Genomic DNA, 26,492 nt, shown 5'->3' on the forward strand with positions numbered 1-26,492 from the left:
CCGGATGACACCTTGAAAGACGACAGATTTGACCGATCAGGACCTGCCCGGCGCCGCCGGGACCGACATGGACGCCCTTCATACCGCAGACGGCACCCGTGCGGGCTTCGTTGCTCTCATCGGCGCGCCGAATGCCGGCAAGTCGACGCTGATCAACCAGCTGGTCGGCACCAAGGTTTCCATCGTCACCCACAAGGTCCAGACCACCCGCGCCATCGTGCGCGGCATTGCCATGCATGGCTCCTCGCAGATCATCTTCGTCGACACCCCCGGCATCTTCAAACCCAAGCGCCGGCTGGACCGGGCAATGGTCGACACCGCATGGGGCGGCGCACGCGACGCGGATGTGACGGCACTTCTAATCGATGCGCGCAAGGGCCTGACCGAAGAGGTGGAAGGCATCCTTGGCCGCCTTGCAAACATGCCCGGCAAGAAGGTGCTGATCCTCAACAAGACGGATGTCGCCAACCGGGAAAAGCTTCTGAAGGTCGCCACCACCGCGAATGAAACCGTCACCTTCGAGCGCACCTTCATGGTCTCGGCCCTGACCGGTGATGGCGTTTCGGACATTCTCGCCTATTTCGCCGGAGAAGTGCGCCCCGGCCCCTGGCTTTATCCGGAGGATCAGGTTTCCGATGCCCCCATGCGCATGCTGGCGGCGGAAATCACCCGCGAGAAGCTGTTCGAGCGCCTGCACGAGGAAATCCCCTACGTCTCCACCGTCGAGACCGAACTGTGGGAAGAGCGCAAGGATGGCTCCGTGCGCATCGAGCAGACGATCTATGTGGAGCGCGACAGCCAGAAGGCCATCGTGCTGGGCAAGAAGGGCCAGACCATCAAGATCATCTCGCAGGCCGCCCGCACCGAACTGACGGAAATCGTGGAACGGCCCGTGCATCTGTTCCTCTTCGTCAAGGTACGCGAGAACTGGGCCGATGATCCGGAGCGTTACCGCGAGATGGGGCTGGAATTCCCGCGCTGATCCGGCGCGGGACACAGAACAGGGAAACCGGGTGGCACGCCGATGGAATGGACAGATGACGGCGTTCTCCTTTCCTGCCGCCCGCAAGGGGAAAGCGCGGCTGTCGCCGAGGTGATGACCCGCCATCAGGGCCGGCATCTCGGCCTTGTCCGCTCGGCGCGCTCACCCCGCCTGACGCCGCTGTTGCAGCCCGGCAACACGCTGCGCCTCACCTGGCGCGCCCGGCTGCCCGGCCAGCTCGGCCTTTTTTCCGTTGAAGGCCTGTCGTTACGCGCCGGTTTCCTGATGCAGGAAGCATGCGCACTTTATGGCGTGCAGCATCTGGCCGCCCTCACCCGCCTGCTGCCGGAACGCGCCGCGCATGAGGGCCTGTTTCAGGCCCTCACCGTGGTGCTGGACCACCTGCACGAGCCGCTGATCGCAGGTCCCCTGATCGTGCGCTATGAACTGGCGCTGCTGACAGAACTCGGCTTCGGCCTTGACCTCAGCCGCTGCGCCGCCACCGGTCAGGCCTGGGATCTGGCCTATGTTTCTCCGAAAAGCGCCCGTGCCGTCAGCCGCGATGCCGGGGCCCCCTACCGCGACAAGCTGCTGCCTCTGCCCGCCTTTCTGGTGGAGGGCGAGCGCCAGCCGGGCACGGAAATCAACTTCACCGACCTCTCCGGCGGCTTCACGCTCACCGCTTTCTTCCTCGACCGGCATGTCACCGGTCCCGCCGGTCTTGACCTCTCCACCACGCGCACCGGCATGACAGCGGCCTTCGCCAAGGCCTATGAGCAGGCGGGCCTGATGGGCTTTGGCGGATAAACCGCTCAAGACCGGGGAAAAACCTGCAGAATTCTGCCATTTCCGCCCCTGCAGAATTGTGTGGATGGGCCAATCCGGGCTATGGCTCGCAGCATGGGAAACGAGCTGATTCCACCAAGCGGCATTGAAGGCGTCAACCTGCGCGAAGCGCTGGAAGAACGGTACCTTGCCTATGCCCTCTCCACCATCATGCACCGGGCGCTGCCCGATGTGCGCGATGGCCTGAAGCCGGTTCACCGGCGCCTGCTCTACGCCATGCGCCTTCTGAAGCTGGACCCCGGTGCCGGCTTCAAGAAATGCGCCCGCGTGGTCGGCGACGTGATCGGTAAGTATCACCCGCATGGCGACCAGGCCGTCTATGACGCCCTTGTGCGCCTTGCCCAGGATTTCGCGCAGCGCTATCCGCTGATCGAGGGCCAGGGCAACTTCGGCAACATCGACGGCGATAACGCGGCGGCGATGCGTTACACCGAAGCGCGCCTGACCGACACGGCCAAGCGCCTGCTGGACGGGCTGGACGAGGATGCCGTCGATTTCCGCGAGACCTATGACGGCGAAGAGCGCGAGCCGCTGGTTCTGCCGGGCGGCTTCCCGAACCTGCTCGCCAACGGCTCCTCCGGCATTGCCGTGGGCATGGCGACTTCCATTCCGCCGCACAATGCCCATGAGCTGTGCCTTGCCGCCCAGCACCTGATCAAGCACCCGGAAGCCGAGACGCGGGATCTGCTGGCCTATCTCAAGGGCCCGGACTTCCCCACCGGCGGCATTCTGGTGGACGATCCCAAGGGGCTGCTGGAGGCCTATGAGACCGGCCGTGGCAGCTTCCGCGTCCGCGCCCGCTGGGCCGTGGAGGATCTGGGGCGCGGCCAGTGGGTCGTCGTCGTCACCGAGATCCCCTATCAGGTGCAGAAGTCTCGCCTGATCGAGAAGATCGCCGAGTTGCTGACCGCCCGCAAGCTGCCGCTGCTGGACGACGTGCGCGACGAATCCGCCGAAGACGTGCGCGTCGTCCTGGTGCCGCGTTCGCGCAACGTCGACCCGGCTCTTCTGATGGAATCCCTGTTCAAGCTCAGCGAGCTTGAAACCCGCTTCCCGCTGAACCTCAACGTCCTGTCCATGGGCAAGGTGCCCATGGTGATGGGCCTGAAGCAGGTTCTGCGCGAGTGGCTGGACCACCGCAAGGAAGTGCTGGTGCGCCGCTCGCAGCACCGTCTGGCGCAGATCCTGCACCGGCTTGAGGTGCTGGAAGGCTATCTGATCGCCTATCTCAACCTCGACGAGGTGATCCGCATCATCCGTGAGGAAGATGAGCCGAAGGCCTCGCTGATGCGCGCCTTCAGCCTCTCCGACGTGCAGGCGGAAGCCATCCTCAACATGCGCCTGCGCTCCTTGCGCAAGCTTGAGGAAATGGAAATCCGCAAGGAACACGAGAAGCTCAGCGCCGAACGTGACTCGATCAACGCACTGCTGGGCTCCGATACCAAGCAGTGGGCGCATCTGGCCAAGGAAACGGCGGAAATCGCCAAGGCCTATGGCCCGGAGACTGAGCTCGGCAAGCGCCGCACCGATGTGGCCGAAGCGCCGGACCATGACATCGGCGACATCCAGCAGGCCATGATCGAGAAGGAGCCGGTCACGGTCATCATCTCGGAAAAGGGCTGGATCCGTGCACTCAAGGGCCATCAGCAGGACCTCGCGACCGTCGCCTTCAAGCAGGGCGACAAGCTGAAGTTCTCCTTCCATGGCGAGACCACGGACAAGATCCTGCTGCTGACCACCGCCGGCAAGTTCTTCACCCTTTCCGCCGCCACCCTGCCGGGCGGGCGCGGGCACGGAGAGCCGGTGCGCCTGATGGTGGACATGGACGAAGGCCAGGACATCGTCTGCGCCTTCATCCACAAGCCGGGCCGCAAGCTGATGGTGATCAGCGACGAGGCACGCGGCTTCATCGTGCCGGAGGCCGATGTCATCGCCAACACCCGCAAGGGCAAGCAGGTGCTGAATGTCACCGCGCCGAACGAAGCCGTGCTCTGCATTCCGGTGGAAGGCGATCAGGTCGCCATCATCGGCCAGAACCGCAAGCTGCTGGTCTTCCCGCTGGCGCAGGTGCCGGAAATGGGCCGCGGGCGCGGCGTGCGCCTGCAGCGCTACCGGGACGGCAGCGTCGCTGATGCGGTGGTCTTCTCAGGCGAAGCCGGTCTTGTCTGGATCGACAGCTCGGGCCGCAGCTTCAACCGCTCCATGGACGATCTCGCCGACTGGCGCGGCGACCGGGGCCAGGCCGGCCGCCTGCCCCCCACCGGCTTCCCCCGCACCAACAAGTTCGGCACGGGCAAGCTTTGATAGCATGAGCAGTTTCAAGGCGTGATGCACCAGCATCGAAAGCCTTGGTGTGAAACGGCACGGGGAGAAGCTGCAAGGCTTCTCCCCAATGTTATTAGAGCTCCCCAGCACAATAGCCACACTCTCCGTCATGCCATGACTTGATCATGGCATCCATTCCATTGCCGTCTACGGATAAAGACCTTCCGCATCGCACTGGAATGGCACAAGGTGCAAGCTGAAGCGGAACGGTGTGGATCCCATGATCAAGCCATGGGATGACGGATACGGTGTGATCAGTGACAGGTGGCGAGTGGACCGGCGTGCCTGCAACAGACACTTCTCAGCCAGCCAGATCCAGAAAAAGCAAGACCGAAACAGCGTTTCAACCAGCCCAATCACATCAGCCACACACTCCGTCATGCCATGACTTGATCATGGCATCCATTCCACTTCCCATCCAAGTGCAAAGATCTTCCGCATCGCACCCGAATGACACCAGGCGCAAGCTGAAGCGGAACGGTGTGGATCCCATGATCAAGTCATGGGATGACGGATACGGTATGTTCAGTGGCGGGTGGCGGCGGGTGGCGGCGTCTTGCGCATGCGCATGAACGTGCCGCATATGAGTTTTACCCACAACATATCCACAGCCTGCCAACAGCTCTTTCACAAGCTGTCAACAGACTTGGGCACAGGGTTTTCCGGAAGGTTTCAACACGTCCGGCAAGTCAGCCGCCGGACTTCAGCAGGCGGCCTTTTTCGCGGGCCCAGTCGCGGGCCTTTTCGGTTTCGCGCTTGTCATGCAGTTTCTTGCCGCGGGCAAGGGCGAGCTCCAGCTTGGCGCGGCCCTGCTCGTTGAAATAGATCTTCAGCGGCACCAGCGTCTTGCCTTCCTTGGCCACGGCTGCTGCCAGCTTGGCGATCTGGCGCTTGTGCAGCAGCAGGCGGCGCGGGCGGCGCGGCTCGTGGTTGAAGCGGTTGGCCTGAAGGTATTCCGGCAGATAGGAATTATAGAGCCAGATCTGACCGTCTTTCTCCGCCGCGTAGGATTCCTGAATGTTGGCCTTGCCGCCGCGCAGGGCTTTCACTTCCGTGCCGCGCAGCTCGATGCCGACTTCCAGAACGTCCTCGATCTCATAGTTGAACCGCGCCTTCCTGTTGTCCGAAACAACCGTCCGGGCGGGGCCGCCAGACTTGGGCGCCATGGTCACATCTTCCCTGTATGGACGCGGAAGGGCCACATCCCGGCCCTTCCGGTCAGTTTGTCAACACAACCTATCCCTCCTTCGTCATCCCGGCCAAGCGCAGCGCGAGCCGGGACCGGTGAGCCGGAGGGCAAGTTGTTTTTCTCCAGAGCCATAACCGGTGCGCCTTGGCTCACCGGTCCCGGATCTCCGCTTCGCTGCGTCCGGGATGACTAGGGAGAGGTTTTGTCATAAATCAGACCGAAGGGGCGGTCGCAGGCCCTTCCGGTCTCTCTATTTCAGTTGATCAGACCCGCGTGCACCATGGCATCGCGGATCTGGGCCTGCGTTTCCGGCGAAACCGGCACCAGCGGCAGGCGGACTTCGTTCTCGATCTTGCCGAGGAGCGACAGGGCATATTTCACGCCGGTCGGGTTCGGCTCGATGAAGAGCGCGTTGTGGAGCGGGCCCAGCCGGTCCTGAATGGCGAGCGCGGCGGCATAGTCACCGCGCAGCGTTGCCGCCTGGAACTCGGCACAGAGCTTCGGTGCCACATTGGCCGTCACCGATATGCAGCCCTGCCCGCCGTGGGCGTTGAAGCCGAGCGCCGTGATATCCTCGCCCGAGAGCTGGAGGAAGTCCGGTCCGCAAGTCTTGCGCTGCTGGGTGACACGCGCCATGTTCGCCGTCGCGTCCTTGACACCCTTGATGTTGCGGCAGGTGCTGAACAGCTCTGCCATGGTCTCCGGCGTCATGTCGATGACCGAGCGGCCCGGGATATTGTACATGATGATGGGAATGCCCACAGCATCATCAATCGCCCGGAAATGCGCCTTCAGGCCTGCCTGGTTCGGCTTGTTGTAGTAAGGCGTCACCACCAGCAGCGCATCCGCACCAGCCTTTTCCGCATGGCGCGCGAAATCGATTGCCTCGGTGGTGTTGTTGGACCCGGCACCGGCAATCACCGGCACGCGGCCAGCCGTCACCTCGATGCAGAGTTCGATCACGCGCTTGTGCTCGTCGTGAGTCAGCGTCGGGCTTTCGCCCGTGGTGCCCACCGGAACGAGGCCGGAGCTGCCCTCTTTGATCTGCCAGTCCACAAAATCCTGAAAGCGTTTCTCATCGACCGCGCCATTCCGGAACGGAGTGATCAGCGCTGGTATCGATCCCTTGAACATTTTCAGAATTCCTTGTTGGACTTTGTTTTCCCGCAGATTTCAGGCGGGAATGGTCCGGCACAATAATGTGCAAGTGGCCTTGCGGCAATGGCTTAGACGGCATCAGATTGCGCTTGCGGACAGGCCTTGCACACCTGTTGCAGCAAGGTAGCATGGCTGCTCCTGCGGCATCCGCAAATGGTGGCTGCAAACCGGCGGCAAGCGGCCGGGCAGCCGGGGAGAGATCATGAGCATTACGGCAGAAGACTTCCACTGGACGGCCGCCGACGGGCTGAGACTGGCCGGATGCGTCTGGCACCCCCCCGTTGAAGTGCCCGGCGCCGTACCGCTGATCTGCCTTCCGGGCCTCAGCCGCAACACCCGGGATTTTGCGGATGTGGGGCAGGCTCTGGCCGTCAATGGCCGCAAGGTCTATGCGCTCGACTATCGCGGGCGCGGGCGAAGCGGATGGGATCCGAACTGGACCAACTACAGCCTGCCCGTAGAAGCCTCTGACATTGCGCTGTTTCTGGCTCAGGCCGCCCTGCCCCGTTTTGCGGTGCTGGGCACCTCCCGCGGCGGGCTGCATGCCATGATGATGGCAGCGCAAATCCCGCGTGAGATCTTCTGCGCGGCTATCCTGAACGATGTGGGGCCACGAATCGAGCTCGGTGCCCTCCTCGAAATCCGTGACAGCTTTGCCGCGCGCCGGGTCTATGCCAGCTTCGAGGACGTGGCAGCCACACTGAAGAGCGCTCTCGCCCGTGATTTCCCGAAGATCGACGATGCCGGCTGGCTGAAATTTGCGAGGCAGGCCGGAAGGGCAACCCAAGAAGGCGTCATCTTTGACCACGACCCCGCGCTGGACAAGCCGATGGAAGCCATCACCGCTGATACGCCCTGGCCCGAACTCTGGCCCCTGTTCGCTCCGCTGCTGGACAGGCCGGTACTCGTGCTGCGTGGCGCCAATTCCCGTTTGCTGACGCAGGAGACCCTGCAGGAGATGGCGGCCACACATCCGGACCTCTCAAGCCTGAGCATCCCGGACGAAGGCCACGCGCCGCTCCTGTGGGACTGTCTCAGCCAGAGGACGATAGACGACTTTCTGCGGGCAAGAGTGGACGGTTGAGCGGGCGCGGCAGGAAGTCTTCCGCTTGAAGCCCGCCTCCACGAAAGACCGGCAGATCCTTAGACCGGCAGAGCTTATACCAAGGCGCTGAGATGCTGATGCATCACGCCTTGAAACTGCTCAGGTGCCGCACGGGCTTGACCAACTCTCGATGAGTTAAGCTCATCGAGAGTTGGTCTTAGTCATGCCACAGCCACAGGTAGAGACTGGACGAGACCACGGCAAAACGACCGCTGTCATCGCATAGCACCTTGAACAAAGAAAAACCCCGCAGCTTTCGCTGCGGGGTTTCCATCAAATCCAGAGGATCTGATTAGAACGTGCGCTGCACGCGGAACATACCGACGACGGAGTCCTTCTTCGGAGTGCCCTTGACGTTGACGTTCTGGTACTCAAGCTCGCCACCGAAGAGGAGACCGGAGACCGGCTCCCACACGAGGTTACCAGCAACGTTCCACTGGGTCACGTCAGCCAGACCGAACGGACGATCGAGCTTGCCGTAAGAAGCGTCGAGGTTGCTCGACCACTGAGCGGTCCAGTAGTGGGTCGCACCGGCAGAAACACTCCAGCCCTTGGTGGTCTTGGTCTGGCCGTTAGCGAACACAACGTCAGCATAGCTGCTGTTGGCGTTGCCCATGTAGCTGGTAGCGCCATCGGCGTACTGAGCCTGGAAGGTGATGGAGTCCTTAGCTGCGATCATCGGCAGCTTGAAGGTCACACCAGCGCCGATTGCATAACCGACCTTGCTCTTGGACGCAGTGTTGCGGAGACGCGACTCGTGCAGAGCACCCATGATCTGGGCAGAACCCCAACCCTGATCAACGCGCAGGTTTGCGACCAGATCCGGGAAGCGGTGACCAGCGGCGTTAGAAGTGCTGGTGATGCTGTTAACAGCAACGCCGTTCACGGTCGTCGTCGTCACAGACTGCGTGCTGCCGGCGACGGTGCGGTAGGTGCCATCTTCAACCGACACGGTGGCGCTGATGCCGTTGCCGAAAGCAGCGGTGTAAGCAGCAACCCAGGTGGAACCCTTGTCGGAGAACACCTGGCTCATGCGGTTAAACGCAGAACCGGTGTAGTAGTCGAAGAAGGAACCGGTGCGGCCGAAGGTGAAGCTGCCGAACTGGATGAACGCCTTGTCCAGGGTCGTACCAGTCGAAGAACCGGAGTCAGCCGTGAAGTAGGTGTCGATGTAAGCGCGAACCAGACCGTATTCGGTGTTGGTGCGGGCGTCCAGACGGATGTAGCCACGAGCACGGGTCGAGGTGCCATTGCCAGAACGTGCATCCCAAGCGTTGGAGGACGAGCCAGTGATACCGCCGATGGAGCCGGTCTTGCCGAAGTCGTTGAAGTAGAAGTCAGCGCGGACGCGGCCGCCAACGCGGAGGCAGGTCTCGGTGCCCGGGATGTAGAAGAAGCCCGTGCCGAAAGCGTCGCAAACGCGAACGTAGTCAACCGGCTCCGGAGCGACCGGCAGATCAGCGGCCTGTGCGGTGGTGGCAGCAGCAGCGGCAGCAGCCGCGCCGAGCAGAATGCTCTTAAGGTTCATTTTCTGACCTCCAAATCAGTCAATCAATGGTGTTCATCGCCGCCGCCCTCTTGGGCTACAATCGAATTCCACCGATCCCCGCGAATTGTTCTGATATTGCCACCGGCCGGAGGTATGATCCTTGGACGGCAATCCAGTGCGACCCGGAGGCCGCTCGCACAGTGACCATACCCATCCGCGTTTTTCGTTCAACCTCGAAACACCCTCCAGCCCCGGTCCGGAGCCGCTTTCAAAATGCGGTGTTGCACGAAAGTCACGACTTTGGGGGTGATCTTAAGATTCCCGTAACCAGTGCGGCCGGATCTGGGCGGAAAAACCCTTACGAATCCGTTTCTTCTCTGGTTAATCCGCCGCTGCGGGCTTGTTGAAAGCGTGTCTCTCACGCCGGATTCGGCGCGGCGGAAGGGCAACAGCGGGGCATTTCCGCCGTTCCCGGCCTCAAGTCAGGCGCTCTAAATCCGTTCCGTTCAGTGCAGGCGCACGCTGATCCGGTCGCTGCGGCCATCCGCATCCACGACCGTAATGACAGAATCGCCCGGACCATCGGGCGCCCAGGCAAGGCTGGTCATGAACTGGCCGGTTCCAACGGGGCGCCCGTTGGCAAACCAGGCATAAGGCCCGCGGCCGCCCTGAAGTTTCACCACCAGCGCCGCATTCCGGTCCGATGCAAGGCCAAGTTCGACCTCTGCGCCATCGGGCGGATAAGCGATTCGCAGCGCTGCGCTCTTCTGAACAGACTGTGTCCCGCCAGACTGAGCTGCAACGGGCCCTCCGCTGTCGAGCGAACGGACACGCGCTTCCTTCAGCGGCAGCGGCAATCCGGCATTGGCGCTCTGCAGCACACCGGCAGGCGGCTGCGGCAGGGGAATGCGCTTGGCCCCCAGCCGCTGGAACGCCTCAAAGAGAATCGGTGCGGCAGAATTGATGCCGGTCATGCCCGGCACCGGCGTGCCGTCCGGCCGCCCGGTCCAGACGGCCACCACGTGCCGGCCATCGAATCCGGCCGCCACCGCATCCCGGTAGCCATAGGCCGTGCCGGTCTTGAAGGCGATTTCGCCCTCACCGCTCGAATCGGGCCGCGGCACGCCGAGAAGAACATCGCCCACATACCAGGCCGCCGCAGGCTCCAGCAGCGGCAGGCCTGAGGGACGGGCCGCAGCCTTCATGTCAAAGCGCAGCGGCATTGCCTTGCCGCCGTTGGCAAGGTCCGCATAGAGCGTTGCAAGATCCTTGAGGCTGAGGCCGACGCCGCCAAGACCGATGGCCAGCCCCGGCGCAACACCTGAGGGCAGAACCGGCTCGACGCCCGCCCGGCGCATGCGCGCAGTCAGCTGGGCAGGCCCCACCGCATCCAGCAGCCGGACAGCAGGAATATTGAGCGAGAGCTGCAAGGCCTCGCGCACGGTCACTGTCCCCTGAAAGGACATGTCGAAGTTCGTCGGTGTGTAGCCACCAATGCGGACGGGCCGGTCCTCAATGTAGCTTTCAGGGTGCGCAACCCCCTCCTCAAAGGCAAGCCCATAGATGAAGGGCTTCAGCGCCGAGCCGGGAGAACGCACGGCGGTGACCATGTCCACGTGCCCCTGACGGCTTTCTTCCTCGAGGCCGGGCGAACCGACCCAGGCCAGAATCTCGCCCGTGGTGTGATCGGCCACAAGGGCTGCGGCGGAAAGGCGGGAATTGCCGCCCCGCACTTTCGAGGCCAGCAAGGCTTCAAGCGATTGCTGCAGATTGCGGTCAAGGGTCAGGCGCTGCTCCAGGGCCTGAGGATTGGCGCTCACCACCTGACGGGTCAGGTGCGGGGCGATCATCGGCATGGCACGGCGAACGGAAGGGACAGATTCGCCCTTGGCGGCCTCTGCCTCTTCGCCGTCCAGAACACCGGCCTCTACGGCCCTGTCCAGCACCCGGTCCCGCGCCACACGGGCAGCCTCCGGCGAGCGGTCCGGCCTGCGGGCTTCCGGCGCCTGCGGCAGGGCGACGAGCAGCGCAGCTTCTGCCGGCGTCAGGCGGCCCGGCTCCTTGCCGAACCAGACGAGGCTTGCCGCCCGCACGCCTTCCAGATTGCCGCCGAAGGGCGCGCGCAGAAGATAGAGCCGCAGGATCTCGTCCTTGGACAGATCCCGCTCCATGGCCAGTGCGGCCACCATCTGCTGATATTTGCCGGACAGGCTGCGCGTGTCCGCCTCGCGGGCAAGACGCGCGGTCTGCATGGTGAGGGTGGACCCGCCGGAGATGATGCGCCCAGCCATCAGCATCTGGCCGAGAGAGCGGACCAGCGCCAGAGGATCAACGCCGCCATGGTCATGGAAGCGCCGATCCTCGAAGGCGATGAGCATCCGTATATAAAGAGGATCGACCGCGGTGACGTCCACCGGCAGGCGCCAGCGCTCATCTGAGGCCGTGAAGGCGCGCAGCAGATCGCCGTTTCGGTCGAGCACTGTCCGGGAAACAGACAGGTCATCATATTTGCGGGCTGAGGGCACCGCCGCCACATCGAGCGCCACGCGCAAGGCCCCTGCCCCGGCAGCGGCAAGAACCAGCCCGGCAACGCAGCTCATTCGCCAGAAGCGGCGGCGCCTGAAGCGCCAGCGCGGTGGTTTATTGTCCGGAGGGGAGATCTCCCGCCCGGAGAGTTCAGATGATTGAACCAGCTTGTCTTCGCCATCGGTCATGACTGGCTCATCCCGTTTCAGCAGGGCAACTACATACACACAACGCGTTTGAATGCGCTATGAACCTTGCCCGGCCGTGAAAGAGATGATTATTTTCAAAAACTTATCTCTTTAGCCGAAGCCTCTCATTTCCCCTCCCCCTTGAGGGGAGGGGGCAGGGGTGGGGGTATTCACGCCGGAGCGTTACATAACTGCCCCTCTACTCTGTGCAGCAAACCAACAATCAAAATACCCCTGTTTTTCAGTCTGTTACCCCCACCCCCAACCCCTCCCCTCAAGGGGGAGGGGGGTAGAAAAGCTGTGCCGTGGAAGCCAGACTGCCACCTTGTGTCAGACGGGAGCAGGCCTCCCCTCCCCCGCTCAGCGCACCGGCCCGAGGATCTCGAACCGGCTTGTGGCCGTCACGCCGTAGCGGCTGGTGACATACATGTCCTCCACCGTGGCGGGCGGATGGGCATAGGAGCCCGGGGTCACCGCCCTCGCCAGATAGGCGAAGGTCAGCACCGGATCGCCGAAGCGGCGCTGGTCGACGGAGACCACGAAGCGGTCCTGACGGAACTCCACATGGTCGGGCATGTCGATGGTGTTGAGCCAGGACAGTGCCCCCAGATCGCCGGAGCGGACAAGGCGCGGGTTGTCGATGACAAGTCCGCCGGGCAGACGGTCCACCACGATCAGCCGGCCGTTGTTTTCCGTCAGCGGCTCCACTTCGATCACCACCACCAGGCGGCTGTTGTAGGGCACCGCGGCGGGGTCAACCTCAGCCCCGTCCAGATCATAGATCTTGCGGGAGATGGCAAAGCCCTCGCCGCCTTCCGGCAGCGGCTCGGTTGTCTGGCCGGTCACGGTCAGCATGACGCGCTGCGGCTTGCCGCTCGTGTTCACGAAGGTGACAGCATCATCCGAGACATCCTCGCCGGAGAAACGCCAGCCCAGACGGTCCGTCTGCTCCTGACCGTCCACGGTGAAGGTGGCCTTGCGGGCCTCTTCATTCGCCTGACGGGCAGCCATCAGCATCCAGGCCATTTCCTGGGTGGAGTTATAGGCGGTCACGTCCTGCTTGGCAGCAATGAAGTCCGCCACCGGACTGCTCGCCTTGCTCTGCCCGGCTTCCGACATATAGGTCAGAATGCCCGCAGCATCGCGCACCGGCGAGCCATAGTCCGCGCGGAAGATGCCGGCCCGCTCCAGCGGCAGGGCATCGGCAGCCTTTTCAAAGCCGCGGGCCGAGCGCTGCTGTTCACCGTAAAGGGCGAGAGCAGCGGAGACCTGTGCCTTGGCCAGCGGGGTCGAGAAGTCCTCGAACTTCACATCCATATAGTAGCGCAGGTCGCCGATGGAGGCCCGTCCCGTCCGTGACAGGACATAAAGCGCATAGGCAATGCCCTCCCCGCCCGACGAGAAGTCATTGGCGTAGGAGACGCGGTTCTGCAGGCTGTCGAGCGCCGCGGTATAGGCCACATCCGGCACGTCATAGCCCTTTTCACGGGCACGCACGAGGAAGTCCGTCACATAGGCGTCGAGCCAGGTGTCGCTTTCGCCATAGCTGTTCCACATGCCGAAGGAACCGGAATAATTCTGGTTCGCCAGCACGCGGGCGATGGCGTTGACGACCCGCTCACGCAGTTCCGGATCCGTGCCGAGCCCGGCATCTGCCGCCACTTCGTTCAGATACAACAGCGGCAGGGCGCGGCTCGTCGTCTGCTCGGTGCAGCCATAGGGATAGCGGTCCAGCGCATCCAGAAGGCCGGGCACGTCAATATCCGCCTTGCCGCCGATGGCAAGGCTGACGGATGCCGTGTCCGCATGGAAGCCATCGAGGGTGGAGCTGTCCAGCACCAGTTCCTCGCCTGCCCCCAGTTCGAACGTCTCCGTCTGGGTGGAATAGGGCTGGGTATCGCGCACGCCCAGCTTAAGGGACTTGGACGCCGTGGTGCCTTCCGGCCCGGACATGGCCAGATCAATGGCCGCATCACCCACCGCCTCCATGGCCTTCACCGGCAGGCGCAGTTCCAGCTTGCCGCCCTTGGCGAGGTCCAGCGTGCGGGTGGTCTGGCCGTCTTCCAGCTCCACCGGCCCATCGATGCTGGTCACCAGCTCATAGGAACCGGCGGGACCATCCACATTGTCGATCTCGATCAGGATGCGCGAGGTGTCGCCCGGTGCCATGAAGGCCGGCAGGCTGGTGCTCATCACCACCGGATCGCGCACCTGCACGTCGCGGCTGGCTTCGCCCACGCCACTGGCGGACCAGGCAACGGCCATCAGCTTCAGGGTTCCGTTGAAGTCCGGCACGTTGAAGGTAACAGCCGCCGTGCCGTCATCGCTGACTTCAACGATGCCGGAGAACAAGGCCACCGGCTCCTCGTCGGGCGGCGGGGCCTTGAGGCCGGAGCCGCCGTCACCGCCGGAGCGCACCGTGCCGCGTGTGCCGGCCGTGCGGTCGATCAGCTGGCCGTAAAGGTCACGGATCTCGATGCCGAGGCGGCGCTGGCCGAAGTACCAGGAACTGGGCTCCGGTGCCTTGTAGCCCGTGAGATTGAGGATGCCCACATCCACGGCAGCCAGCGTCACATAGGCCTTGTCGCCCGCAGGCAGGTTGGCAAGCTTCAGGGTTGCGGTCAGCTCCTGACGCGGGCGCATGGTGTCCGGCGCGGTGATCTCCACCGCCAGCTTGCGCTCGCCCGGCTCCACCTTGCCCCAGGCAAGGCCGATGCTGCGGGCGGGCATGCGCTTGGCGTCGATGTCCATCGGCCGCAGCAGGGTCGCCGTCACATAGGCCCCTGCCCCCCAGTCATCCGTCACCGTCAGGCTGACTTCGGTTTCCGAACCATCCACCTCGACGGTTTTGGTTTCCAGCAGGCCATCGCCAAAGACGTTGATCACGGCGACACCTTCCGTCTTCGGCTTCAGGCGCAGGATGGCCGTTTCACCGGGGCGGTAGGCGGACTTGTCGAGGCCCACTTCCAGCCGGTCCGGCGTATCGGAAGAGCCGCCTGCCGAGTACCAGCCGGCAGAGAAGGTATCGCTGGTCTCAGCCGGCTGACTGCCGCCGAGCGAGACTTCCAGCTTGTACTCACCCCAGTTCACCGGCAGGGAGAGCCGCGCCGGACCATCGGAGGGAATATCGATCTTGCCGGAGGACACCCGTTCGCTGGAGGTCACCGGTTCGAAGTTCCACTGGCCGTCGCTGCGGTACCACTGATAGCGGCGGTCGATGCGCGACAAGGTCCAGGTGATACCCTTGCCTGCAATCTGCTTGCCGTTTTCATCGACGAGCACGATCTCGTAATCCGCCGGGCCGCCTTCATCGACACCGCCTGAGAACAGCGGCTTCACGCCGATACGCGGACCGCCGGGCAGAACCGGCAGGTCAAGGCTGCGCTCCACATAGCGCCCACCGGTTTCCACCAGACGGGTGATCAGCGTCGAGGTGTAAAGCCCCGACGTGGGTTGCAGCTGCGGCAGGGCGAGCGGGAAGGTCACCACACCATTTTCATCGGTCGCAAGGCCTTCGGGCAGGCTGGCGCGTTCCGGATAGATACCCTCATCCGCAAGGCCGAAGACATAGCCGGGGAAGCCCGCAAGGTTGCGGACCGGGGCAGCGATGATCTCGCCCTCAAGCGTCTGGTTGGCCGCCGGGGCTCCATAGAGGAACCGCCCTTCCACCGTCACGTCCACCGGGCGGGCAAGGCTCAGCGCATCGGCCGATGCCTTCAGCGTGTAGTCTACGCGTTCCGGCTGATAGTCCTCCACGAGGAAGGTCTTTTCGGCCAGCGCGTTGCCTTTGGGGTCCAGATAAACCCGCAGCGTCCAGGAGCCCTGCTGCACACCGGCCGGCAGGGACAGGTCCTGAAGATAGCCGCCCAGACCGCCGTCATTGATCACGGTACGGGAATATTCGACGCCATCGGGGCGGATGAAGATGAAGGTCAGCGGCAGATCCGTCTGCGCATCAGCCTTGGCCGTGCGCAGCAGCGCCTGAGCGTGCACCGTCTCACCCGAGCGGTAAATGCCCTTGTCGGTCCAGCTGAACACATCCAGCGGCCCGGGAGCCGGACGGCCCTCGACCCCACGGTCGGACAGATCGAAGGCAGGCTTGCGCAGATCGAGGAAGGAGTAGTCGCCCTGCTCTGTTTCAGCAACGACCAGCGCCGGAGCCCGGCCGCCGCGGCCGCGCGACAGGCCGGCCGCAAAACTGGCAAGGCCGTTGGCATCGGAGACGGTCTCGCCCAGCACCTCATTGTTGACGGCAACGAGGCGGACTTTCACGCCTGCCATCGGCTTGGCATCGGAGAGCGAGCGCAGCGAGGCAATCACCCCTTCCGTGCCCGAATAGGAGCTGAGGCCGATTTCGGAGACAATGAACCACTGGGTGGCCTTGCTGCTCCACTCGTCGGTCTTGTCGAGCTTCGACTTGGCCGACATGGCATAGACGCCCGGCTTCAGCTCAAGGCCCATGTCCTCCAGCGGGATCGCCGTCGTCACGTCCTCGTTCAGCGGGCTGGCCGTCTCCACGACGCCGGACCAGACCTTCTCGCCAAGCTGTTCCTCAAGCTGGTTGCTGTCATAGTAGGACAGCTGGCGCATGAAACGCTCGTCGCGCACCACGTCCACAAGGCCGCGGTCGCCGACGCGGAAGATTTCCAGCGCCACTTCCTTGCTGTTGACGGAAACAACCGGGATCGTCGCGTCCTTGCCCTTCGGCAGCACATAGGCCCGGCCGAGGAAGTGGACGGACGGCGCGCGGTCGCGGATGTAAAGCGTCAGATTGGCGGTCTTCTCCAGCTTTTCGCCATCGTTGGCGGGCACGCCGGCGCGCAGTTGCATGTCATAGCGCTGGCCATGGCGCACACCGGTGACGCAAAGCTGCGAGCCTTCGGAGGTGACCGCCGTACCGTTGCCGCCCTGCACTTTCACGAAGTCAGAGAAATCCCTGTTCTTTTCCAGCTCATCGGAAAAGATGACGCAGATACGCGGTTCGGCCGCATCCGCGTCCACCCGGTGATCGAGAATGCGGAAGCCGTGGTCCGCGACCATCTTTTCATAGCGCTGTGTCAGGGACGGATCGGACGGATTGAGATCGCGCGCCTTGCGCAGGCTGCGGATCGCCGGTTTCCACTCCTGCGACAGGGCAAAGGCTTTTGACAGCGCGTCAAGCGCGGCGCCCTGCTGGCCGCCGTCAGCGGCGTTGAGGTAACCATTGACCGCCGCCGAAATGCTGTTGCGGCGCAGGGCCATGCGCTGCTCCCAGTCGTCCGGCTGCTGGTTGACCTGCGCCAGAGACAGACCGGTCCATGCGGCACTGTTGGCCGTATCCACGGCCAGAAGCGAGCTGAAGACCGCCTGCGCCTGCGTATAGGAGCTCATCAACAGGTCCTGTTCGGCCTGCTGCAACTGGGTCTCGACAGGGGTGCTGGCCGGCGTGCTGGTCCGCGTCACCTGCGAGGCATAACGCTGGGCTTCTTCCATGTAGTAGTTGGAAACGAAGCTCAGCTCGGCCCGCCGCTCGGCGATGGTGGCCGTTGAAGAGGCCCGAACCTCGACCACACGGCCGGCAATGGCACCGTTGAAGGACTGAAGCTCGCCCTGTGCATTCTTCAGGAAGCACCAGCGGGCGGAGGTGTTGTAGGTGAAGGCCTTGCACTGGCGGTCATCAAGGCAGGCACTTTCGCAGGTGGCGATGTCCACATCCTTGACCGTGCGGTAGTCGCCGCCGAAGTAATCGGCATTGGGCACCTGCACGATGCGCTTCTGCTGGGCTGCCGCCGGGGCCACTCCGGCCAGCGGCAGAATCACCGATGCCGCCAGAAGGGCCGCGAAGCCGTGCCGCACGAAGGCCGGAACCGGAGCCGCGCTCCATCCCTCCGGCGTGAACATCCGCTTCAAAATCCGCATGATAGTGCCTCCCGGGCGGTTTCTGACGGTTTCAGGCCGTTCGAACCGCCGCAACATTGCCTGCCGGCAAAAAACTGCCGGCACAGCAAAACCTCAGACGCCCCAGGCGGGGCAAAATGACCTCAAAAAATCCATCGGGAGCATCGCGGCAGGACACCCTCCGCGTCAAGCGATGCAGATCACATTTTGGGCGATGGCATGGCTGATGCGAGACACTCGAAGAGCCCCGCCGAACGGGTCCGTCCGTTATTCGGCCTTCGGACCAAGCAGCGCAGCGATGGCCTGCATCAGGCTGGCAGCTTCCGCCGCCGCCTTGCCGCGCGGATCGGTCTCGAACACGGTCAGCCCCTCGCCCATGGAAGCGGCAAAACCGGTGCGGTTGCCGAGCATCGGCGCCAGCCGCTCCAGCCCCTGCGCCCGGATGGCTTCTTCCACATCCACCGTCAGGGCCGCGCGCGGCGGCACCCGGTTGAGGATCAGGAAGGCAGGCGTATCCTCGCGCTTTGCCATCTGAAAGGTCTGGCCCGTGGCCCACAGGTCCACCGGGGTCGGCTGCACCGGCACCAGCACCAGTTCGGCCGCATCGATGGCCGGCCTTGCGTCCACATCCGTCTTCGGCGGCGTGTCGATGATGACGAAATCATGGTCGCGGGCCAGCGCCTTGGCCTCACGCCGCGCACCCCAGCCGCTGGCGGTGCGCAGGGTGATGCCGGTCGTCTCCTCACCCAGCTTGCGCTCACGCGCTTCATACCAGGTGCCGAGCGAGCCCTGCGGGTCCACATCCAGAATGGCGACCCTCAGCCCCTTGGGCAGTCCCGTCACGATACCGTTCAGGAACCCGGATGCCACATGCGCGGTCAGGGTGGTCTTGCCCGATCCACCCTTCTGCTGGGCGACTGTCAGAATATGTCCCGTCATTCCTGCCCCCGCGCAAGCAATCTGCAGCAGCCTACTGGCCGCCAAGCGCCTGATAGATGCGGTAACCCGGTCTGCCCGTTACAGGCAAGCCAAAGTTTTGTTCCGCTTTCTTGATGCTCTCACGGGTTGCCGGACCGACGCGGCCGTCAACTTCGCCGTCATAGAACCCGCCGCGCGCCAGAAGCTTCTGCAATTCCAATCGCTTGGCCCGTGAAAGACCGGGATCATCTGTTGGCCAGGCTGCCGCGAAAGGCTCTCCACTCGAAATCAGCTGCGACAAAAGCGCAATAGCAAGGCCATAGGACTGCGAGGCGTTGTAGGAGAACAGCGCATCGAAGTTGCGGGTGACGAGGAAGGCCGGACCATTGGCACCTGCGGGCCGGATCAGCCCCGCCTCCGTGCTGCCTGACAGGGGCTTGCCATCGAGGCGGCGGATGCCGCGCCGGGCCCAGTTGTCGAGGCTCGCCTTTTCCCGGCGGCCAACGGGTCCCTTGTAGTCCTTCGGCAGGCGCACCTCATAGCCCCAGGGCCGTCCCTGCTGCCAGCCCGCATCCTTGAGGAAATTGGCAGTGGACGCCAGCGCATCGGCGGTCGTGCCGACCAGATCCTTGCGGCCATCGCCGTCAAAATCCACGGCAAGGCGGATATAGGTGGTGGGCATGAACTGGGTCTGGCCGAAGGCCCCGGCCCAGGAGCCGATGAATTTCTCCGGCGGCACATCACCCCGGCTGGCAATCTGCAGTGTCTTGATCAGCTCGTCGCGGAAATATTTGGAGCGGCGGCTTCCGGCACAGGCAAGGTTTGCCAGGGCATGAGGCGTGTAGAAATCGCCCATGGACTTGCCGAAGTCGCTCTCGATGCCCCAGACGGCGACGACCACATGCGCTTCGACGCCATAGGCCTTTTCAACGGCAGCCAGCACCGTCTTGTGCTGCTGCAGCAGGACCTTGCCGTCGCGGATGCGCTCTTCATCCACCAGGGTCGCCATATAGTCCCAGATCGGCGTTTCATATTCCGGCTGGCTGGTGGAGAAACGCAGGACGCGCTCGTCCGTCTTGGCTCCGTCGAGCATGCGGGAGGCGATCTCGGGGCGCACACCGGCTGCCACTGCATCACTCTTCAGCCGCTCCAGACAGCTGCCGAGCGCGCGGGCTTCGCCCATGCCGGCAAAGCTGCCGAGCATCGCAGCCGCAACGGCGCCGCAGGCCGCACGCCCTGTCCCCGCCAGAAATCCGCTTTTCAGAAACTCACCCGCCAGAACCTGCCTCAGCCGCACCGTCATTCTCCTCGCCTGACGCCGGATGCCCCCACCCTGCGCCGTGCCGCAAATCACCTGCCCGCATCACCTGCAATTGCAAACTGTAGCGGATTTGTGGCGGCTTCGTGAGATGCTGCGGTGCAAATTGGCCAAAAGAAGTAGAGGCTACCGCAACAGGCGCATCAATGCGGCGGAAAGGCCGCTCGCCGGATCGCAGAGATCGAAGACGATGTCGAAATGGTTGCGGCCCGGCACCACCAGTTCCGGAGCACCGAGCGCCGTGGCATAAGCGCGGGTCTGGCGGTGGAAGCCGGAGACCTCGTGCTCTGCAACCGCAATCACCGAAGCAGGTGCGCCTGCCGGGGCGCGCAAGGGGCTGAGGGTTTCAACCTCCTGCGGGGTCAGGTTCATCCAGTCCTGCACATGGCTTCCTGCAATGGGCGCCAGTTCGAACAGGCCGCTGAGCGGCAGCGCGCCTTTCAGCACCTGCCCCGGCAGATCAAAGTCCTGCTGCCAGCCGTTCATCATGAGTGTTCCGGCCAGATGCCCGCCGGCGGAGCTGCCGGTGACCACAATGCGGTTGCGGTCGATGCCGAGGCTTTCCGCCTGATGCCAGAGCCAGGCAAGGGCCGCGCGCATCTGGCGGGTGATTTCGGTGAGCGAAACGGCGGGAGCGAGTGTGTAATCCGGCACGGCGGTGGCAATGCCGAGGTCGGCCAGCAACGGCGCCATGAAGGCCGACTGGTCCTTCGACAGCGCCCGCCAGTAGCCGCCATGGATGAAGACGAGCAGAGGCCGCAGCTCGCCCGCGCGGGTGCCGTAAAGATCGAGCTTTTCCCCGCTCGGCCCGTCATAGACCAGATCGAGTTTTGCCCCGGCCATGGCCTTGGCCGGGCGGGAGCGGTTGCCGTACTCCGCGATGATCTGCGCAAACCGCTCGGGCGTGACGCAGTTTTTCGCGGTGTAATCCGCGTCCAGCCGGTCGCGCGGCCAGGCGCCTTCGGCAATCAGGGTCGTGGCAGTGGCAGGAACGTCGGACATGGCTCAATTCCTTCAAGCAGAAGCTGCGGCACCGCTCGCGTCAGAGCACCAGCGCGCCCGCGCGGTTCTCGATCAGGCGCACCAGCGACAGGGCGGTCATTTCGGAGGATTTCGGATTGGAGGCGAGCGGCTTGTTGGTCAGCATCAGCTCCATGCTGCCGAAGGCACCGCTGGCCGTGAGGCGGTGAGCATTGCCGGCAGCCGCCGGGTCTGCCACCAGCGCCACCTCCGTCCGGTCGAGACCGAGCCCGGCCATGGCGGAGATGACGGCCACATTGGCATTTTGCGGATAGGCGGCAGCCGCTTGCCGGGCGGTGCCGGTGAAGAAGGTGTGGGCCGAGGTGAGATGGTCCAGATCACAGGCCGCCATGGCCGGTGTGCCCTGCCATGCCGCGGGCGGTTTGATGATCTCGTGGCGCACATGATCGAGCCTCAGCCGGGAAGCTGCGGCCAGCGCATCAATGCCGCCGAGGGCGCCGGGGGGCACGAGGATCTGGGCACCGGTGCCTGCGGCCAGCGCCAGCAGTTCGTCCAGCAGATCCCCCTCCACGAATGCCGATGTGGAGGACACGGCAAAGTCCATTCCGGCCGCAAGGGCAGCGCGGCCAAACGGGGCGACGCTCTCCCGCCCTGCGGCTTCCAGCACGAGGCCCGGCCTCTGCCCTGCCCCGTCCGTCAGCTCTTCCGGAGAACTGATGTGGCGGCACGCGTCCGGCAGCCCCGCAAGATCTGCAGCGGCATCACGGGTGGCAACCGCAACAATGCAGACTGGCGCCTTGCGCTCAGCCAGAACCGCCGCCACCCTGCGGGCGATGGCGCCCCAGCCGATGAGGGCGACGGCCAGCTCAGAGCCCGGCATAGGCCTGCACCTGTTCTGCGTCCCGGTCCATGTCCTCTCCCGTGCCGCTCCAGACCGTACGGCCTTTCTCGACAACATAGTGCCGGTCGGCAAGGCGCTTGAGAACCGACAAATTCTTGTCGATCAGCAGGATCGACTGACCCTCGCGCTTGAGGTGCTCGATGCAGTGCCAGATTTCCGTGCGAATGACCGGGGCAAGCCCTTCGGTCGCCTCGTCAAGGATCAGAAGGCGCGGATTGGTCATCAGCGCGCGGCCCACGGCCAGCATCTGCTGCTCGCCGCCGGACAGGGTGGCTGCCATCTGATGCGCCCGCTCCTTGAGCCGGGGGAACAGGGCATAGACCCGATCCAGAGTCCAGGGGGCCTTGCGCTTCAGCCGGTTGGAAGCGGTGGCGACAAGGTTCTCGCGCACATTCAGCGTGGGGAAGATCTGGCGCCCTTCCGGCACCAGCCCTGCCCCGAGCCGGGCAATGCGCTCCGGCGCAAGGCCTGCGGTGGCCACGCCCTCGAACTCAATGCCGCCGCCGCGCGGGGCCAGAAGCCCCATGATGCAGCGGACGGTGGTGGTCTTGCCCATGCCGTTGCGGCCCATGAGCGTCACCACCTCGCCCTCGCGGATCTCAAGGTTGATGTCGAACAGAACCTGGCTCTTGCCATAGGCGGCCTGAAGGTTGGAGACGCTCAGCACAGTTCGTCCTCCGCTCCGAGATAGGCCTCACGCACGGCCGGATTGTTGCGGATCTCGTCCACCGTGCCGCTGGCGATGATGCGGCCATAGACGAGCACAGAGATACGGTCGGCAAGCGCGAAGACCGCCTCCATGTCATGCTCCACCAGCAGCATGGCCGCGCTCTTGCGCGTCTCGTTCAGCATGCCGATCATCGCCTGACTTTCCACATGGCCAAGACCGGCCATGGGTTCGTCCAGCAGCAGCAGGCGCGGCTTCATGGCAAGGGCCACCAGCAGTTCCAGCTGCTTCTTCTCGCCATGGGAGAGGTCCGACACGCGCACCCTGCCCCGCCCGGCAAGGCCGCTGGATGCCACCCGCTCCTCCGCCTCGGCCCAGACGGAACGGCGGCTGCGGACGAGATCGAAGATGCGGAAATTGTGACCCTCGCGCACCTGGATCGCCATGCCGATGTTCTCGAGCACGGTCATCTCGTCGAGAAGACTGGTGATCTGGAAGGTACGCCCAAGGCCGAGAGCCACGCGCTCCGGCACCTTCAGGCCGGAAATTTCCTGCCCCGCCAGCCTGATGGAGCCTTCATCGGAGACAAGTTCGCCGCAGAGCTGGTTGATCAGGGTGGATTTGCCCGCCCCGTTCGGGCCGATGAGGGCGTGGATCTCGCCGTCGCGCACATCAAGGCTGACGTGATCGGTGGCAATCAGGCCGCCGAAGGTTTTCACCAGCCCCTCGATGGACAGGATGACACTCATTGGCCGCCTCCCCTGACAAGACGTGACACGCGGGCGATGAGAGCCTGCAGGCCGCCGCGTGTGCCCAGCACCAGCAGCAGCAGGATCAGGCCGAGCGCCAGAGGCCAGTGCTCGGACCATTGCGCGAGGAATGTCTCCAGCACCAGGAAGGCGCCTGCACCGAGGAAGGGGCCGAACAGGGTGCCGACGCCGCCGAGGATGACCATGATCATCAGCTCACCCGATTTGGTCCAGTGCATCATGTCCGGCGAGGCAAAGCGCAGGAAGTTGGCCATCAGCGCCCCGGCAAGCCCAGCGCCCATGCCCGACAGCACGAAGGCATAGAGCTTGTAGCGGTAGGCCGGGATGCCGAGGGCCGCCATGCGCCGCTCGTTCTGGCGGATGCCGGAAATCACCGCACCGAAGCTCGACTGCGTCAGGCGGCGCAGGCCGAAGAAGAACAGGACGGTTATGGCCAGCACCACGTAATAGAAGGTGGCCCTGTCGCGCATGTTGAGCCCCGGCAGCTCGTTGCTGCGGCGGATGATGATGCCGTCCTCGCCGCCATAGGCCTTCAGCGAAACGAACAGGAAGAACAGCATCTGCGCAAAGGCGAGCGTGATCATGATGAACTGCACGCCGCCGGTGCGCAGCGACAGAGAGCCGATGACCGCCGCGAAGAACCCGGCCACCAGAACCGCCAGAGGCAGGGTGATCAGCATCTGATCCGTGCCGGGAATGAAGCCGAACAGCGGCTCGCCGCTGGAATGGTGGGTGGCGAGAATGCCGACCACATAGGCGCCGATGCCGAAGAAGGCAGCGTGTCCGAAACTGACCATGCCACCATAGCCGAGCACGAAGTTGAGGCTGGCAGCGGCCATGCCATAGATGAGAATGCGTGTTGCCAGCGCCAGCAGCGAGGCCTGGCCGAATTCGGCCGTGAGCGTGGGAATGGCGGCGAGAAAGACGATGAGCAGAAGGGCAAGGATAGGCTTGCGCATCACGACCCCGCTGCAAACAGGCCCTTGGGCCGGACAAGAAGGACAAGGGCCATCAGCAGGTAGATCCCCATCGACGAGATGCCGGTGCCGAGCGCATCGGCTTCCGGCCCGGCCATGAAATTGCGCAGAAGACCCGGCAGGAAGGCGCGCAGGCAGGTGTCGATGACACCAAGACCGATGCCCGCCACGAATGCGCCCCGGATCGATCCGACCCCGCCGATGACGACCACCACGAAGGTCGCCAGCAGGATCTGCTCACCCATCCCCACCTGAACGGCAAGGATCGGACCGGCCATGTAACCGGCAAGCCCCGCCAGCAGCGCACCAAGGCCGAAGACCACCGTGTAGAGCAGGCGGATATCGACACCGAGCGCCCGCACCATCTCGCGGTTTGTGGACCCGGCCCGGACCAGCATGCCGATGCGGGTGCGGTTGATGAGGAAATAGAGCCCCACCGCCACCAGAAGCCCCGTGCCGATGATCAGCAGCCGGTACGGCGGATAGTAAAGCCCCGGCAGCAGTTCCACCGAGCCTTCGAAGCCGGAGGGAAGCAGCGTGAAGACCGGCGAGCGGCCGAACAGCATGACGATGATCTGGTTGAACATCAGGATGAGTGCGAAGGTCGCCAGCACCTGATCCAGATGATCGCGGCTGTAGAGCTTGCGGATCACCAGCGCCTCGATGGCAAGGCCGGTGAGGGCAGCGGCGCCAAGGGCTGCGGGAATGCCGAGCCAGAAGCTGCCCGTCTCCCCCGCCACCCAGGTGCCCGCATAAGCGCCCACCATGTAGAGCGACCCATGGGCGAGGTTGATCACCCCCATGATGCCGAAAATCAGCGTCAGCCCGGCCGCCAGCAGAAACAGCATGACGCCGTACTGAAGGCCGTTCAGCAATTGCTCGAGTACTAGGATCATCCGCCCGTCCGGTAATTGTCAGAACTATGACTGGCAAGGCACAGAGGTGCAGTCCGGCGCGCCCATGGCGGACGTCCGGCTGGCCGCATCCGGCAGGCCTGAGGGTCAGGCCGGGAACCGGATGCGCGCTTGCGCCGTGCAACAGATCCGGCGCGGCGGAGCCCCCCGCCGCGCCCAACCTGTCAGCTTACATCTTGCACTGATCGGCGTAGGCGTCGCCATAGTCTTCAAGGAGCTTGTCCTTGGTGACGGCCACCGGCTTGCCATCGGGACCGGCAACGATGTCCAGCAGATACCAGTCATGCACCGGATGCTGGTTCGGACCGAACTTGAATTCACCGCGCACGCTCTTGAAGTCCGCAGCGCGGACAGCTTCGCGGAACTTGCCGATATCGTCCAGACCACCGGTCTTGGCCAGAGCGGAGGAAATCAGCTTGGCCGTGTCATAGCCCTGAGAGGCGTAATAGGTGATGGGGCGGCCGTATTTCTTGTCCCAGGCTTCGACGAACTCAAGGTTCGCGTCGTTGGTGAAGTCACGGTTCCAGTGGGCGGTGGCAAAGATGCCAACGGCAGCGTCGCCAACGGCGTTCAGCACCACCGCATCGGTGGAGGGCTCGGACAGAACCATCGGAATGTTGCCGTTCAGGCCAGCCTGCGCATACTGCTTCAGGAAGGCGATGCCGAGGCCGCCCGGGTGGAACTGGAAAACCACTTCCGGATCGGCCGCGCGGATCTGGGCCATTTCCGAGGCGAAATCAGTCTGGTCGAGCTGGGTGTAAAGCTCACCGACGATTTCACCGCCGAAGGTGCGCTTGAAGCCGTTGATGGCGTCCTTGCCGGCCTGATAGTTCGGCGCCAGCACGAAAGCCTTGTTGAAGCCGAGCTTCTTGGCGGCGGCACCGGCTGCCTCGTGCAGGGCATCATTCTGCCAGGACACGACGAAATAGTTCTCGTGGCACTCGGAACCGGCAAGGTTGGACGGGCCGGCGTTCGGGGAAATATAGATCGCGTCGTTGTTGACGATATCGGGCACGGTGGCACCGGCAACGTTGGAGAAGACAATGCCGGTGAGCAGCTTCATGCCGTCGTCGTTCATGAACTTTTCGGCGATCTGGCGGCCGTTGCCCGGCTTCAGGCCATCATCCTCGACAACCAGCTCGACCGGAACGCCGCCCAGCTTGCCGCCTTCCATTTCGATGGCCAGCAGCATGCCGTCGCGGATGTCCTGACCGAGATAGCCGCCGGGGCCGGACAGGGTCGTGATCATGCCGATTTTCAGGGGATCCTGCGCCAGGGCAGTGCCGCTCATCAGCGCAGCGATGCCCGCTGCGGCCAGAAACAGTCTCTTCTTCATCTCTTCACCCTCTGTTGTCGCCTTG

18 protein-coding genes are annotated in these 26,492 nt (G+C 64.0%); 4 read left to right on the forward strand and 14 right to left on the reverse strand.

From position 1 onward, the window contains the following. Positions 1–67 precede the first annotated feature (67 nt). From era to parC, 3 genes are all read left to right on the forward strand, one after another. Positions 68–982 carry a GTPase Era gene (era, locus tag ACVNHC_RS07465; protein ID WP_457166925.1) on the forward strand — a complete coding sequence of 305 codons (915 nt, stop codon included), beginning with the start codon at positions 68–70 and terminating at the stop codon, positions 980–982. A 42-nt stretch (positions 983–1,024) separates the two neighbouring features. After that, positions 1,025–1,789 carry a DNA repair protein RecO gene (recO, locus tag ACVNHC_RS07470; protein ID WP_457166848.1) on the forward strand — a complete coding sequence of 255 codons (765 nt, stop codon included), beginning with the start codon at positions 1,025–1,027 and terminating at the stop codon, positions 1,787–1,789. A gap of 93 nt (positions 1,790–1,882) precedes the next feature. Next, positions 1,883–4,132, forward strand: coding sequence for a DNA topoisomerase IV subunit A (parC, locus tag ACVNHC_RS07475; RefSeq protein WP_457166849.1), 2,250 nt, complete (start codon positions 1,883–1,885; stop codon positions 4,130–4,132). 710 nt (positions 4,133–4,842) lie between these two features. Here parC and smpB read toward each other — a convergent pair. Beyond that, entirely contained in the window at positions 4,843–5,319 is a 477-nt protein-coding gene (smpB, locus tag ACVNHC_RS07480; RefSeq protein ID WP_055455546.1) for an SsrA-binding protein SmpB, read from the reverse strand. Positions 5,320–5,597: 278 nt separating this feature from the next. Further along, positions 5,598–6,476 carry a 4-hydroxy-tetrahydrodipicolinate synthase gene (gene dapA, locus ACVNHC_RS07485; RefSeq protein WP_123193970.1) on the reverse strand — a complete coding sequence of 293 codons (879 nt, stop codon included), beginning with the start codon at positions 6,474–6,476 and terminating at the stop codon, positions 5,598–5,600. 226 nt (positions 6,477–6,702) lie between these two features. Between dapA and ACVNHC_RS07490 the strand changes: the two genes are divergently transcribed. Beyond that, a complete protein-coding gene (locus tag ACVNHC_RS07490) occupies positions 6,703–7,584 on the forward strand; it encodes an alpha/beta fold hydrolase (protein WP_457166850.1) in 882 nt (293 codons plus the stop codon). Between the two features lie 313 nt (positions 7,585–7,897). Here the strand turns inward: ACVNHC_RS07490 and ACVNHC_RS07495 are convergent, their stop codons facing one another. The 12 genes from ACVNHC_RS07495 to ACVNHC_RS07550 all read right to left on the reverse strand — a co-directional run bounded on the left by ACVNHC_RS07495 (position 7,898) and on the right by ACVNHC_RS07550 (position 26,467). After that, positions 7,898–9,133, reverse strand: coding sequence for a porin (locus ACVNHC_RS07495; RefSeq protein WP_457166851.1), 1,236 nt, complete (start codon positions 9,131–9,133; stop codon positions 7,898–7,900). A 467-nt stretch (positions 9,134–9,600) separates the two neighbouring features. Beyond that, entirely contained in the window at positions 9,601–11,808 is a 2,208-nt protein-coding gene (gene pbpC / locus ACVNHC_RS07500) for a penicillin-binding protein 1C (protein WP_457166852.1), read from the reverse strand. Positions 11,809–12,168: 360 nt separating this feature from the next. Further along, positions 12,169–17,706, reverse strand: a complete 5,538-nt coding sequence (locus ACVNHC_RS07505; protein ID WP_457166853.1) for an MG2 domain-containing protein — start codon at positions 17,704–17,706, stop codon at positions 12,169–12,171. A 246-nt stretch (positions 17,707–17,952) separates the two neighbouring features. After that, positions 17,953–18,624 (reverse strand): ParA family partition ATPase, encoded by a 672-nt coding sequence (parA, locus tag ACVNHC_RS07510; RefSeq protein WP_050471283.1) that lies wholly within the window; start codon positions 18,622–18,624, stop codon positions 17,953–17,955. A gap of 31 nt (positions 18,625–18,655) precedes the next feature. After that, positions 18,656–19,906, reverse strand: coding sequence for a lytic murein transglycosylase (locus tag ACVNHC_RS07515; RefSeq protein ID WP_457166854.1), 1,251 nt, complete (start codon positions 19,904–19,906; stop codon positions 18,656–18,658). 141 nt (positions 19,907–20,047) lie between these two features. Further along, positions 20,048–20,923, reverse strand: a complete 876-nt coding sequence (locus ACVNHC_RS07520) for an alpha/beta hydrolase (protein WP_094463734.1) — start codon at positions 20,921–20,923, stop codon at positions 20,048–20,050. A gap of 40 nt (positions 20,924–20,963) precedes the next feature. After that, on the reverse strand, positions 20,964–21,782 hold the full coding sequence (locus ACVNHC_RS07525; protein ID WP_457166855.1) for an aspartate dehydrogenase: 819 nt from the start codon (positions 21,780–21,782) through the stop codon (positions 20,964–20,966). After that, positions 21,769–22,470, reverse strand: coding sequence for an ABC transporter ATP-binding protein (locus ACVNHC_RS07530; RefSeq protein ID WP_457166856.1), 702 nt, complete (start codon positions 22,468–22,470; stop codon positions 21,769–21,771). Before ACVNHC_RS07530 ends, ACVNHC_RS07525 begins: the two co-directional genes overlap by 14 nt. After that, positions 22,464–23,219 carry an ABC transporter ATP-binding protein gene (locus ACVNHC_RS07535; protein ID WP_457166857.1) on the reverse strand — a complete coding sequence of 252 codons (756 nt, stop codon included), beginning with the start codon at positions 23,217–23,219 and terminating at the stop codon, positions 22,464–22,466. Before ACVNHC_RS07535 ends, ACVNHC_RS07530 begins: the two co-directional genes overlap by 7 nt. Further along, positions 23,216–24,199, reverse strand: a complete 984-nt coding sequence (locus ACVNHC_RS07540; protein ID WP_050471278.1) for a branched-chain amino acid ABC transporter permease — start codon at positions 24,197–24,199, stop codon at positions 23,216–23,218. Before ACVNHC_RS07540 ends, ACVNHC_RS07535 begins: the two co-directional genes overlap by 4 nt. Next, a complete protein-coding gene (locus tag ACVNHC_RS07545) occupies positions 24,199–25,113 on the reverse strand; it encodes a branched-chain amino acid ABC transporter permease (protein WP_094463730.1) in 915 nt (304 codons plus the stop codon). The genes ACVNHC_RS07540 and ACVNHC_RS07545 overlap by 1 nt, the downstream gene beginning before the upstream one ends. A gap of 187 nt (positions 25,114–25,300) precedes the next feature. Next, entirely contained in the window at positions 25,301–26,467 is a 1,167-nt protein-coding gene (locus tag ACVNHC_RS07550) for an ABC transporter substrate-binding protein (RefSeq protein ID WP_058900240.1), read from the reverse strand. Positions 26,468–26,492: the final 25 nt, after the last annotated feature.

The organism is Pannonibacter sp. Q-1 (genome assembly GCF_054073275.1).

What these genes read in the sequence shown, in the direction of transcription:
- ACVNHC_RS07490 (WP_457166850.1), top strand. Translation starts at nt 6,703, where the DNA reads ATGAGCATTACGGCAGAAGACTTCCACTGGACGGCCGCCGACGGGCTG.
- ACVNHC_RS07550 (WP_058900240.1), bottom strand. Translation starts at nt 26,467, where the DNA reads ATGAAGAAGAGACTGTTTCTGGCCGCAGCGGGCATCGCTGCGCTGATG.
- parA (WP_050471283.1), bottom strand. Translation starts at nt 18,624, where the DNA reads ATGACGGGACATATTCTGACAGTCGCCCAGCAGAAGGGTGGATCGGGC.
- recO (WP_457166848.1), top strand. Translation starts at nt 1,025, where the DNA reads ATGGAATGGACAGATGACGGCGTTCTCCTTTCCTGCCGCCCGCAAGGG.
- era (WP_457166925.1), top strand. Translation starts at nt 68, where the DNA reads ATGGACGCCCTTCATACCGCAGACGGCACCCGTGCGGGCTTCGTTGCT.
- ACVNHC_RS07540 (WP_050471278.1), bottom strand. Translation starts at nt 24,199, where the DNA reads ATGCGCAAGCCTATCCTTGCCCTTCTGCTCATCGTCTTTCTCGCCGCC.
- parC (WP_457166849.1), top strand. Translation starts at nt 1,883, where the DNA reads ATGGGAAACGAGCTGATTCCACCAAGCGGCATTGAAGGCGTCAACCTG.
- dapA (WP_123193970.1), bottom strand. Translation starts at nt 6,476, where the DNA reads ATGTTCAAGGGATCGATACCAGCGCTGATCACTCCGTTCCGGAATGGC.
- smpB (WP_055455546.1), bottom strand. Translation starts at nt 5,319, where the DNA reads ATGGCGCCCAAGTCTGGCGGCCCCGCCCGGACGGTTGTTTCGGACAAC.
- ACVNHC_RS07535 (WP_457166857.1), bottom strand. Translation starts at nt 23,219, where the DNA reads ATGAGTGTCATCCTGTCCATCGAGGGGCTGGTGAAAACCTTCGGCGGC.
- ACVNHC_RS07520 (WP_094463734.1), bottom strand. Translation starts at nt 20,923, where the DNA reads ATGTCCGACGTTCCTGCCACTGCCACGACCCTGATTGCCGAAGGCGCC.
- ACVNHC_RS07505 (WP_457166853.1), bottom strand. Translation starts at nt 17,706, where the DNA reads ATGCGGATTTTGAAGCGGATGTTCACGCCGGAGGGATGGAGCGCGGCT.
- pbpC (WP_457166852.1), bottom strand. Translation starts at nt 11,808, where the DNA reads ATGACCGATGGCGAAGACAAGCTGGTTCAATCATCTGAACTCTCCGGG.
- ACVNHC_RS07495 (WP_457166851.1), bottom strand. Translation starts at nt 9,133, where the DNA reads ATGAACCTTAAGAGCATTCTGCTCGGCGCGGCTGCTGCCGCTGCTGCT.
- ACVNHC_RS07545 (WP_094463730.1), bottom strand. Translation starts at nt 25,113, where the DNA reads ATGATCCTAGTACTCGAGCAATTGCTGAACGGCCTTCAGTACGGCGTC.
- ACVNHC_RS07525 (WP_457166855.1), bottom strand. Translation starts at nt 21,782, where the DNA reads ATGCCGGGCTCTGAGCTGGCCGTCGCCCTCATCGGCTGGGGCGCCATC.
- ACVNHC_RS07515 (WP_457166854.1), bottom strand. Translation starts at nt 19,906, where the DNA reads ATGACGGTGCGGCTGAGGCAGGTTCTGGCGGGTGAGTTTCTGAAAAGC.